General features: G+C 61.5%; 12 protein-coding genes. 5 read left to right on the top strand and 7 right to left on the bottom strand.

Going from position 1 to position 11,433, the window contains the following annotated elements; all coding sequences use genetic code 11:
* Positions 1–199 precede the first annotated feature (199 nt).
* The 4 genes from N8H74_RS12770 (at position 200) to N8H74_RS12755 (ending at position 5,376) form a co-directional block, all read left to right on the top strand.
* Complete coding sequence (locus N8H74_RS12770; protein WP_262147938.1) at positions 200–1,972, top strand: N-acetylglutaminylglutamine amidotransferase; 1,773 nt, start codon at positions 200–202, stop codon at positions 1,970–1,972.
* A 3-nt stretch (positions 1,973–1,975) separates the two neighbouring features.
* Positions 1,976–3,724, top strand: coding sequence for an N-acetylglutaminylglutamine synthetase (gene ngg, locus N8H74_RS12765; RefSeq protein ID WP_262147936.1), 1,749 nt, complete (start codon positions 1,976–1,978; stop codon positions 3,722–3,724).
* Between the two features lie 79 nt (positions 3,725–3,803).
* Positions 3,804–4,994 carry an osmoprotectant NAGGN system M42 family peptidase gene (locus N8H74_RS12760; protein WP_217830712.1) on the top strand — a complete coding sequence of 397 codons (1,191 nt, stop codon included), beginning with the start codon at positions 3,804–3,806 and terminating at the stop codon, positions 4,992–4,994.
* A 154-nt stretch (positions 4,995–5,148) separates the two neighbouring features.
* Positions 5,149–5,376, top strand: a complete 228-nt coding sequence (locus tag N8H74_RS12755; protein WP_217830711.1) for a YheU family protein — start codon at positions 5,149–5,151, stop codon at positions 5,374–5,376.
* Between the two features lie 6 nt (positions 5,377–5,382).
* Here the strand turns inward: N8H74_RS12755 and csrA are convergent, their stop codons facing one another.
* From csrA to N8H74_RS12740, 3 genes are all read right to left on the bottom strand, one after another.
* On the bottom strand, positions 5,383–5,568 hold the full coding sequence (gene csrA, locus N8H74_RS12750; RefSeq protein WP_217830710.1) for a carbon storage regulator CsrA: 186 nt from the start codon (positions 5,566–5,568) through the stop codon (positions 5,383–5,385).
* Positions 5,569–5,717: 149 nt separating this feature from the next.
* Complete coding sequence (locus N8H74_RS12745; RefSeq protein WP_217830709.1) at positions 5,718–6,050, bottom strand: YnfA family protein; 333 nt, start codon at positions 6,048–6,050, stop codon at positions 5,718–5,720.
* Between the two features lie 64 nt (positions 6,051–6,114).
* Positions 6,115–6,930, bottom strand: a complete 816-nt coding sequence (locus N8H74_RS12740; protein WP_262147932.1) for an SDR family oxidoreductase — start codon at positions 6,928–6,930, stop codon at positions 6,115–6,117.
* Between the two features lie 297 nt (positions 6,931–7,227).
* Here N8H74_RS12740 and N8H74_RS12735 point away from each other — a divergent pair, with 297 nt between their 5' ends.
* Positions 7,228–7,380 carry a DUF3309 family protein gene (locus N8H74_RS12735; RefSeq protein ID WP_003226960.1) on the top strand — a complete coding sequence of 51 codons (153 nt, stop codon included), beginning with the start codon at positions 7,228–7,230 and terminating at the stop codon, positions 7,378–7,380.
* A 59-nt stretch (positions 7,381–7,439) separates the two neighbouring features.
* Here the strand turns inward: N8H74_RS12735 and N8H74_RS12730 are convergent, their stop codons facing one another.
* The 4 genes from N8H74_RS12730 to N8H74_RS12715 all read right to left on the bottom strand — a co-directional run bounded on the left by N8H74_RS12730 (position 7,440) and on the right by N8H74_RS12715 (position 11,397).
* A complete protein-coding gene (locus tag N8H74_RS12730) occupies positions 7,440–9,533 on the bottom strand; it encodes an LTA synthase family protein (RefSeq protein ID WP_217830707.1) in 2,094 nt (697 codons plus the stop codon).
* A gap of 315 nt (positions 9,534–9,848) precedes the next feature.
* Positions 9,849–10,454, bottom strand: coding sequence for an START domain-containing protein (locus N8H74_RS12725; RefSeq protein ID WP_217830706.1), 606 nt, complete (start codon positions 10,452–10,454; stop codon positions 9,849–9,851).
* A gap of 41 nt (positions 10,455–10,495) precedes the next feature.
* A complete protein-coding gene (locus N8H74_RS12720) occupies positions 10,496–10,750 on the bottom strand; it encodes a YkgJ family cysteine cluster protein (protein ID WP_262147930.1) in 255 nt (84 codons plus the stop codon).
* A gap of 167 nt (positions 10,751–10,917) precedes the next feature.
* Positions 10,918–11,397, bottom strand: a complete 480-nt coding sequence (locus N8H74_RS12715; RefSeq protein WP_262147928.1) for a translation initiation factor 2 — start codon at positions 11,395–11,397, stop codon at positions 10,918–10,920.
* Positions 11,398–11,433 lie beyond the last annotated feature (36 nt).

The following is an 11,433-nucleotide window of genomic DNA, read 5'->3' as shown; positions in this document are numbered from 1 at the left end:
GCAGTAATCTGCGGCGTTGAAGTAACTATTTACCACCCCCGATCCGCACTGCCAGGTTATTGGCCCGCCGGTCTGACAAGCGCTCTTATAACGGATCGTTCTAAAACTCCCACATCCGTGCCGGGTCAGTTTCTGAGTACCGGCCATTTCGGCGCGGTACGGCAACACCCTCCCCAACGGAAAAACCGGTAAGGACTTTATGTGCGGATTAGCTGGCGAGTTACGTTTTGATCAACAACCTGCAGACCTTGCAGCCATCGAACGAATCACCCATCACCTGGCCCCTCGTGGCCCCGACGCGTGGGGCTTTCATGCCCAGGGGCCGATTGCCCTGGGCCATCGACGCCTGAAAATCATGGACCTGTCGGACGGCTCGGCGCAGCCAATGATCGACAGCCAACTGGGCCTGTCCCTGGCCTTCAACGGCGCGATCTACAACTTCCCGGAACTGCGTGCCGAGCTGGAAGCGCTGGGCTATGCATTCCATTCCGGCGGCGACACCGAAGTGCTGCTCAAGGGCTATCACGCCTGGGGCGAAGCACTGCTGCCCAAACTCAACGGCATGTTTGCCTTCGCCATCTGGGAGCGCGATGCCCAGCGCCTGTTCATCGCCCGCGACCGCCTCGGCGTGAAGCCGCTGTACCTGTCGCGCACCGGCCAACGCCTGCGCTTCGCCTCGGCCCTGCCGGCGCTGCTCAAGGGCGGTGACATCAACCCGATCCTCGACCCGGTGGCGCTCAACCACTACCTGAATTTCCACGCCGTAGTGCCCGCGCCGCGCACCCTGCTGGCCGGTATCGAAAAACTGCCGCCGGCCACTTGGCTGCGCGTTGAGGCCGATGGCCGCACCGAGCAGAAAACCTGGTGGACGCTGCCTTACGGCCCACACGATGACGAGAAAAATCTGACTCTCGAAGACTGGCGCGACCGCGTGCTCGACAGCACCCGTGAAGCGGTGGCGATCCGCCAACGGGCGGCGGTGGATGTCGGCGTGCTGCTCTCGGGCGGTGTCGACTCGAGCATGCTGGTCGGCCTGCTGCGCGAAGTCGGCGTGGAAAATCTGTCGACCTTTTCCATCGGTTTTCAGGATGCCGGCGGCGAGCGCGGCGACGAGTTCCAGTATTCGGATCTGATCGCCAGGCATTACGGCACCCGCCACCATCAACTGCGTATCGACGAAAAAGAAATCATCGAGCAACTGCCCGCCGCGTTCCGCGCCATGAGCGAGCCGATGGTCAGCCACGACTGCATCGCCTTCTATCTGTTGTCACGGGAAGTGGCCAAACACTGCAAGGTCGTGCAGAGCGGCCAGGGCGCGGACGAGTTGTTCGCCGGTTATCACTGGTATCCGCAAGTGGACGGCGCGGCCGACCCTCATGCGGCCTATCGCGAGGCGTTTTTCGACCGCAGCTACGACGATTACGCCGCCACGGTACAACCGAAATGGCTGACGGCAAATGACGCTGCCGGCGACTTCGTGAAGGAACATTTCGCACAACCCGGTGCTGACGCCGCCGTGGACAAGGCCCTGCGCCTGGACAGCACGGTGATGCTGGTGGACGACCCGGTCAAACGCGTCGACAACATGACCATGGCCTGGGGTCTGGAAGCGCGCACGCCGTTTCTCGACTACCGACTGGTGGAACTGTCGGCAAGGATCCCCGGCCGGTTCAAGCTGCCCGATGGCGGCAAACAGGTATTGAAAGAAGCCGCGCGACGGGTGATTCCAAGCGAAGTGATCGACCGCAAGAAAGGCTACTTCCCGGTGCCCGGCCTCAAGCACTTGCAGGGTGACACGCTGAACTGGGTGCGCGAGCTGCTGCTTGATCCGAGCCAGGATCGCGGCCTGTTCAACCCGGCGATGCTCGACCGCCTGCTGACCGATCCACAAGGCCAACTGACGCCGTTGCGCGGTTCCAAGCTGTGGCAACTGGCGGCCCTGAACCTGTGGCTCAGCGAACAAGGAATCTGATCGATGAAACCCCACGCCACGGCTTACAGCCAACGCCTGTTGCGCGGCCAGACGCCGTCCTATGAACGCTTGCAGGCACGTCTGGCCGAGGACGGCAGCGAACCGGCCAGCGCCCCCATTGCCGTGCATTGCGGCTGGGGCCGGCTGCTGATCGGCCATACCTTTCCGGACCCGGCGAGCCTCGCCGGGGAACTGCTCAACGAGCAGCCAGGGGAGCGCGACATCGCCCTTTACGTCGCCGCGCCGCAGCAGATTCTCGGCCTCGAACCGACTCAACTGTTTCTCGATCCTTCCGACACCCTGCGCCTGTGGTTCAGCGATTATCGCCAGGCGACGCGGGTGTTTCGCGGCTTCCGTATCCGCCGGGCACAAAGCGAAGCGGACTGGCAGGCGATCAACCACTTGTATCAGGCACGCGGCATGCTGCCGATCGATGCCACGCGGCTCACTCCGCATCATCAGGGCGGGCCGGTGTACTGGCTGGCCGAGGACGAGGACAGCGGCGCGTTGATCGGCAGCGTCATGGGCCTCAATCACCACAAGGCCTACAACGACCCGGAAAACGGCAGCAGCCTGTGGTGTCTGGCCGTCGATCCGCAATGCTCGCGTCCCGGCGTCGGCGAAGTGCTGGTACGCCACCTGATCGAACACTTCATGAGCCGTGGCCTGAGCTACCTCGATCTGTCGGTGCTGCACGACAACCGCCAGGCGAAGAACCTCTACGCCAAACTCGGTTTTCGCAACCTCTCGACCTTCGCCATCAAGCGCAAGAACGGCATCAACCAGCCGCTGTTTCTCGGCCCGGGGCCGGAGGCGCACTTCAATCCGTATGCGCGGATCATCGTCGAGGAGGCCCACCGGCGCGGGATCGACGTACAGGTCGATGACGCCGATGCCGGGCTGTTTACCCTCAGTCACGGCGGGCGGCGGGTGCGCTGCCGCGAATCCCTGAGCGATCTGACCAGCGCCATCAGCATGACCCTGTGCCAGGACAAAAGCCTGACCCACAAGGCATTGAAAGCCGCCGGCCTGAAGCTGCCTTCACAGCAGTTGGCGGGGAATGCCGATGACAATCTGGCATTTCTCGACGAGCACTCGCGCGTAGTGGTCAAGCCGCTGGACGGTGAACAGGGTCAGGGCGTGGCGGTGGATCTGCAAAGCATCGAAGAGGTGCAGCAGGCCATTGAGGCGGCGAAACAGTTCGACAGCCGGGTGCTGCTGGAGAGTTTTCATGAAGGACTCGATCTGCGGATTCTGGTGATCGGCTTCGAAGTCGTGGCGGCGGCGATCCGGCGCCCGGCGGAAGTGGTCGGCGACGGCCAGCATTCGGTCGGCGCGCTGATCGAAGCGCAGAGTCGGCGCCGACAAGCCGCCACCGGTGGCGAAAGCAAGATTCCGCTGGATCACGAAACCCAGCGCACCTTGCATGCGGCCGGTTACGACTACAGCAGCATCCTGCCGGCCGGCGAACATCTGTTCGTGCGGCGCACGGCCAATCTGCATACAGGCGGCACCCTGGAAGATGTCACGGCGATTCTCCATCCGACACTGATCGACGCAGCCGTAAGGGCGGCGCGGGCGCTGGATATTCCAATGGTCGGCCTCGACCTGATGGTGCCGGCGGCGGACCAGGCGGATTACGTGTTCATCGAAGCCAACGAACGGGCGGGCCTCGCCAACCATGAGCCGCAGCCGACCGCCGAACGCTTTGTCGACTTGTTGTTTCCGCACAGTCAGCCGGCGGTTTCCTGATCTCGCGGTGCCTGGGCGGACGTCTTCGTCGCCCCCCAGGCACCACAAACGCTACCTGTCTCCCCATCAGGAGTTCCCTATGACCACCCGAATTCCCGAACCGGATCTGAAGTACCTACAAAAAGTCCTGCTGGAAATGCTCGCCATCCCCAGCCCGACCGGATTCACCGACACCATCGTGCGCTACGTCGCCGAGCGTCTGGAAGAACTCGGCATTCCCTTCGAAATGACCCGGCGCGGCACCATCCGCGCCACCCTCAAGGGCAAGAAAAACAGCCCCGACCGCGCGGTGTCGGCGCACCTGGACACCATCGGCGCCGCCGTGCGCGCGGTGAAGGACAACGGCCGACTGACCCTGGCGCCCGTCGGTTGCTGGTCGAGCCGGTTTGCCGAAGGCAGCCGGGTCAGCCTGTTCACCGACAACGGCGTGATCCGCGGCAGCGTGTTGCCGCTGATGGCTTCCGGGCATGCGTTCAACACCGCCGTGGACGAAATGCCGATCAGCTGGGATCACGTCGAACTGCGTCTGGACGCCTACTGCGCGACCAAGGCCGACTGCGACTCACTGGGCATCAGTGTCGGTGACGTGGTGGCGTTCGATCCGCTGCCGGAGTTCACCGAAAGCGGCCACATCAGCGCCCGACATCTGGACGACAAGGCCGGGGTCGCCGCCCTGCTCGCCTCGCTCAAGGCCATCGTCGACAGTGGCGAAGAACTGATGATCGACTGCCATCCGCTGTTCACCATCACCGAGGAAACCGGCAGCGGCGCGGCGGCCGCCCTGCCGTGGGACGTCAGCGAATTCGTCGGTATCGATATCGCCCCGGTGGCGCCGGGTCAGCATTCCAGCGAACACGCCGTCAGCGTGGCTATGCAGGATTCCGGCGGGCCCTACGACTATCACCTGTCGCGGCATCTGCTGCGCCTGGCCAGTGACAATGAGTTGCCGGTGCGCCGCGACCTGTTCCGCTACTACTTCAGCGACGCCCATTCGGCAGTGACCGCCGGGCATGACATCCGCACCGCCCTGCTCGCCTTCGGCTGCGATGCCACCCACGGTTACGAGCGTACCCACATCGACAGCCTCGCGGCGCTCAGTCGCCTGCTCGGTGCGTACATCCTCAGTCCGCCGGTGTTCGCCAGCGATGCGCAACCGGCCAATGCCTCCCTGGATCGCTTCAGTCATCAGATCGAGCACGAGACGCAGATGGAAAGCGATACCCGGGTGCCCTCGGTGGACAGTCTGGTCGGGCAGCGGTCGGACAGCTGAAGACTGTGGTGTCTGGCTCCCACAGGAATACCGCCATCCTTGGGGGAGCCGGGCTTGCCCGCGAAGAGGCCGGAACAGACAACGGAGCAATCGCGCACTGGTCGCCATCGATCATTCGCCGTAGCATCCCGACATTGATTTAGCCGAGGTGCCCATGCTCATCCCCCACGACCAACTCGAAGTCGACACCCTCACCCGCCTGATCGAGGATTTCGTCACCCGCGACGGCACCGACAACGGTGACGACACCCCGCTGGAAACCCGCGTGCTGCGGGTTCGCCAGGCGTTGATCAAGGGTCAGGCGATGATCGTCTTCGACCCGGAAAGCGAGCAGTGCCAGTTGATGCTCAAGCACGACGTACCCAAGCACCTGTTCGACTGACCGCGCTCAGCGGCCCTTGGCGTTGGCCTGTTTGCGCTGTATCCGTTCGTAGACTTCGGCGCGGTGCACGTTGACCTGCTCCGGCGCCTCGATCCCGAACCGCACGCTGGTGCCGTTGACCGCCAGAACGCGCAGGGAAATGTTGTCGCCGATGGAAATCAATTCACCGACAACACGGCTGAGTACAAGCATTGGGTTCGTCCTTCAAGGTTTGCGAGCCTTGAAGATGCGCGGCCCGGGGCCGCTCGACAATGCGCTGTGGGCAATTCAGTCATGCCCTACAGCAGCGGACTCGCCAGCCTTCGGAAATTTCCTGCAAATCCGGCAAATCCTTCCCGCCGTCAGGCCGCCGAGAACTTCGGCCCGAACAGAATCACGCTGGCGCCGATCACGCACAACGCCACGCCGATCCAGTCCGAACCCAGCGGCCGAATGCGTTCGACCACGGCCAGCCAGCCAATCGAGGCGATGATGTAGATGCCGCCATACGCGGCGTAGGCGCGGCCGGCGTAAGCCGCTTCGACGCGGGTCAGCAGCACGGCGAACAGGGTCAGGCTGAGCAATGCCGGGATCACCCACACAGCGCTCTTGCCCTGGCGCAGCCACATCCAGAAGGCGAAGCAGCCGGCGATTTCGAACAGCGCGGCGAGGAAAAACCAGAGGTAGTTGAGCATGCAGAGGTCTCGTCAGGGTAACCGTTGCGGGCCACCCTAACGATGCGTCATCCAGGCGGCAAGCTCAGCCGTTGCTTTGCTTGGCCTTGGCGCGCATTTTCTCGGCCATGGCAGTCATTTCGTCGTACAGCAATTGCGGGTTTTTCTGCTTGATCGCCCACGCCATGCGCCCTTGTTCATGGGGCAGGATCATGAACTCGCCGGCAGCGACCTGCTGGTAGATATAGTCGGCAATGTCGGCGGCGCTGATCGGCGAGCTTTCCAGCAACTTGCCGACCTGGGCTTTCATCGCCGGGGTCGGGCCACGGAAGGAGTCCAGCAGATTGGTCTGGAAGAACGACGGGCAAACCACATGCACGCCGACTTCCTGCTGGGCCAGTTCGATCAACAGGCTTTCCGACAGCGCCACCACGCCGGCCTTGGCCACGTTGTAGTTGCTCATCGCCGGACCTTGCATCAGCGCCGCCATGGACGCGATGTTGATGATCTTGCCCCGACTCTGCTCCAGCAGCGGCAGGAACGCCTTGCAGCCCTTGACCACGCCCATCAGGTTAATCGCGATCTGCCAGTCCCAGTCCTCCAGCGACAACTCGCTGAAGAAGCCACCCGACGCCACCCCGGCGTTGTTGACGATGATATCGATGCCGCCGAACTTCTCTTCGCACGCCTGGGCGAACGCGGTGAGCTGGCTGTAATCACGCACATCGCAGCGCTGGATGAAGCCGTCACCGCCTGCTTCGCGCACCAGCGTCAGGGTTTCCTGCAAGCCGGGTTCGCTGACATCCGACAAGGCCAGCCGCCAGCCCTCACGCGCCCAGCGCAGCGCGATTTCGCGACCCAGGCCAGAGCCTGCACCAGTGATCATCATGCGATTTTGCATAGCAGACAGCCTTGTTGTTCCGGGGAAGATGCGCGGAGTGTAGCGAAGGATCCGCAGCGACCCACGCTCCATCAGATTGCTGAATGGCAAGGGCAAACCAACAGCAACGAGCCGCTGTTCTTTTGCTCTTGATGATCGGTAAAAACGAAATAAGCCCTCGCTCCAAATACCCTGAAAAAACTTTGAATTTTCTTTCATCGGCACGGGTCGGAATTTGTAAGCCGTCTGGATTTAGTTCAACTCCAGTCGCCCTCGACACCAAGACTTTCCCGAACACTCTCAACAAGGAAACAAGACATGGGCACAATTCTCATCATTATCCTGATCCTGTTGCTGATCGGTGGTCTGCCGGTCTTCCCGCACTCCAGAAGTTGGGGTTATGGCCCCTCGGGCATTATCGGCGTGGTGCTGGTTGTACTGTTGGTGCTGTTGTTACTCGGTCGGATATGACGTTTTACCGACAAAAAAAGAGGCCCTTGAAAGGGCCTCTTTTTTATTGTGCCGGTTAATCAGTCCGGCTTGCCGTTAACGACACCGGCGGTGTTGTCCATCAGACTCTTGGTCGCGGTCTGGATGAACGATTCAAGCTTCTGCTTGAGCGCGGCTTCATCCGGCGAGGCCGGAATCACTTCGCCTTTCGGATTGGCGCCCAGCTCGTATTGATAGAGCTTTGGCGGCATTTCCTTGGGCAGTACCAGTACGCGGTCGGCAGTCACCAGGGCCACGGTCTGATCACTGCCCGAAGGTTTGATCATGCCGAAACCCTTGTCGCCTTCCGGCAGGTTCAGCAGGTCGCGACCCCAGCACTGATGCACCACGTCGCCACCGACGCGACCCATGATGGTCGGCACGATGTCGATCTGGGTGCCGACGGTGTGGTCACGCTGACCGAACTTCTCCTGAATGCCCGGCGCGATCATCAGCATCGGCACGTTGAAGCGGCCCAGGTCCATCTCGGTGATCTGCTGTTCGTTGCCGAAACCATGGTCACCCACTACCACGAACAGGGTTTCCTTGAAGTACGGCTCCTTGCGCGCCTTCTCGAAGAACTGACCCAACGCCCAATCGGAGTAACGCATGGCCGTCAGGTGTTCGTTGAGGGTGCCACGGTCGGTCACGCGCTCGACCGGCAAAGGCGTCGGCAAGGCATACGGCGTGTGGTTGGACAGGGTTTGCAACAAGGCATAGAACGGCTTCTTGTCCTTGCCATCGCGCGCTTTCAACTCTTCCAGGCCACGGTTGAACATGTCCTGGTCGGACACGCCCCACGTCGGGTCGGAGAACACCGGATTGACGAAGTCGTTACGGCCGACGAAGTTGGTCATGCCCTGGTTGCTGAAGAAGCCCGACTGGTTGTCCCAGGCAAAATCACCGTTGTAGACATACACATCGTCATAGTCGCGAGCACTGAGCAGTTGCGGCAGGCCGGACAACTTGTGGCTGCCTTCCGGGGTCTGCATCAGGTATTCGAAGCCCGGCAGGTTCGGGAAGCAGGCCATGGTGGCGAACATGCCCTGGTGGGTATGGGTGCCGTTGGAGAAGAAGCGGTCGAACAGCAGGCCTTCTTTCGACAACTGGTCGAAGTACGGAGTGATGTTGCCCGGACGGCCCAGCGCGCCCACCGAGTGGCCGGCGAAGCTTTCCATCAGGATCACGACCACGTTCTTGATCGGCAGGGTCTTGTCGGCATTCGGCGTGTATTCACGGCGAATCGCGGCGATATCGGCATCGACCAGTTTGTCGCTCGGGGTCAGCAGCATGTCCCGCACGGTCTGCTGGGCCAGCGGCTGATCGAGGGTGGCTTTCCAGATGTTGTTGCGGTCTTCGCCCATCCGGTCCTTGGCTGCCGCGATCAGCGACAGCGTGCCGTTGAGGCCGAGCTGGTTGGCGAAGTTCGACTCGGTGGTGTACACGTCACCCCAACGCAGTGGCGGGCCTTGACGCAAGGTGCCACGGGCGGCGACCACGCAGATCAACAGGCAGACCACGAATACCGCCAGACGCGCGTACCACGGCGCAACCTGACGGGTGCCGACGTTACCACCGCTGAACGGGCCGCGCGGGCGCGTGGCGCGGTCGGCGCCCTTGAACGCCAGGGTCAGGATCAGCGTGCCCACGGCCCAGGCCAGCAGGTAGCGCACCACCGGGAAACCGTACCAGAGCATGCTCATTACGGTTTTCGGGTCTTCCTTCACGTACTGGAACACCAGGCCGTTGAGGCGCTGGTGGAACTCGCGGTAGAAGTCCATCTCCATCAGGCCAAGGAACAGCGCGATGCTCGAAGCCACGGTCAGCCACAGACGGAAGAATCCGCGTGCCGCCATCGCCCGCGCGCTGAACAGCGCCAGCAGCAGCGGAATGCAGACGTAGACCACCAGGCGCAGGTCGAACCGCAGGCCGTTGGCGAAGGCTTCGAGGAAGGTCGAAGCCGGGGTGTCGAGGATCATCTCGCGGTTGTAGACCAGCAGCGCGAGGCGCAGCACGGAAAACATCACCATCATGACCAGCGCGCACAGCAGCGTGTAGGCCAGATGCGATTTGACGGTCGGTTGCAGCAGGCGACTGGAAGATCGCTGCTGATTCAGGGCGTCCGGGTTTGCCATGTCGTTTTAGGACCCATTGGAAGTTGAAATTGCAGAAAAACAGCTGCGCCCTGCCCTCTGTTGGCCATTCCAGGCCCCGGGGCTTGCGCGGTGCGCAAATGTTGCCCGATCACTGGCAGCATTGCCATTGATTACTGCCCCGCTGTCCGGTTGTTTCATCTAATGCCCGGTAAAGCGGGACACGCAGCAAACAGCGCGGGCGAATTGTCTTTAAGACTTTGTGAAAATTTCGTGCAACGCATATCTGGAAACACAATTAAGCCTAAAAGCAAAACGCCCCGAATCGATCGGGGCGTTTGCCAATGAACGCAGCGCTTATTTCTCGGCGCGTTCTTTAAGGGCTTTGAGCGTATTGAACGGAGCATCGACGACAAACTTGTTGGCAATCATCGACGGCACGCTGCCACCCGGCTCAGTGTGAACTTGATAAGTCACTTTGACCTGGTCGCCCTGCGGTTCGAACTTCCAGAAACCCTTGACCTGGGCAACCCGGACAAAACCTTTTTCTTCTGGCATGTACTTCGGCACGCCTTCCAGATTCCGGGTCAGGCTGCCATCGGCGCCTTCGACGGTGGTGACGTGCAGGATCGAGTCACGCGGGGTCACCGGCCAAGGCGTGTTGAACTGGGTGTAGGTCCAGCTCTGGTCGCCTTCGTGCTTGAGCAGTTTCTGGGTCTTGCACTCGTGGATCCAGGCGCAGGCACCGGAGACGTCTTCCTGCAAGGCGCGCAATTTGGCAACGGTGGTCTTCATCAGGGTCACGCCCTGATACGACTTGTAATCCGAACCTGGTACTTCAGCCAGGGAGACTTTGATCCCGTCCGCTTCCTTGGCGACTTTCCAGTCTTCGGCCTGGGCGGCCGTGGTGGCCAGCACAGCGGTCAAACCACACAACACAGCGATACGATGCAGCGAACCCATAGTCTTATTCCTTATTGTTGAAGTTCCGTTCGTTTGACACATCACGCCGCCGTCATTTGCTCCCACCAGCCGAGCAATCTGATCGCGTCTTCCTGACTGCTTCCGCAGACTTCCACATCAGCCGCAAACCCGGAGCAGACCGCCGGACGGTCCGGTTGGCCGAAAATGCTGCACAGGTTTTCGACCGACAGCTGAACGCAACGTTCGCCGGCCGGCTTGCCGTCGGGCATGCCCGGAATCGGCGAACTGATGGAAGGGGCTATGCAACAGGCGCCACAGCCTTCACGGCATTTCATGACGTCGAGTTCCTCGCGACGGGCAATGCATTAAAGAGACGCGGAACAGGGTAACCGCTAAAACGGCTGTTTTAAATTCCCTGCACCGGGGTTTTTACGCAGAAACGAAAGTGACTGACCAGTCTCCGACAAAGCGTCTGGTTGGCGGGTCACCGGGGAGCGACGATTTACTGTTTGAATTCGAAATCCAGCGCGGCGCCTTCGACTTCGCGACGCTCTTCGTTGCGCAGTTGCAACTGCATTTCGTTGCTGAGCAGACGGCCGTTGAGCTGGAATCCGCTGTTCTTCTCGCCAAACATCTGCGGCAGGATCGGCTCATGCCGTGTCAGCGGGACGGTGCCGACCGGCTTCAACTGTTGAACCATGTCCTTGGGCAGGCTCAGATCCAGCTTGGCGGGCGGCAGCTGGGTTTTCACCACTTCGCTGGCCGGTTTCGACTTGGAGGCGATCGGGGCGCGTTTTTTTACCGGTGCGGCTTTCTTCGGCGGTGCTTTCTTCGCCGCAGCCGCCGGTTTAGAGGTTGCCGGTTTTTTCGCGGTGCTGGCCGCTGGCGGCTTTTCAGGTGCGCCGGCCGCCACGACGCCTGGCGCGTGACCCAACAACAGCAGGCAGACGAAAACCCAGGCGGCAGGAAAAATCGCTTTCATGAACCCAACGACGCTAACGGCAGAGGGCCATATGCT

This window comes from Pseudomonas sp. B2M1-30 (assembly GCF_025447575.1).
GTDB classification, from domain to species: Bacteria; Pseudomonadota; Gammaproteobacteria; order Pseudomonadales; family Pseudomonadaceae; genus Aquipseudomonas; species Aquipseudomonas botevensis.
The sequence above is the reverse complement of the archived record's forward strand: the minus strand, read 5'-3'. Positions and strand labels throughout refer to the sequence as shown.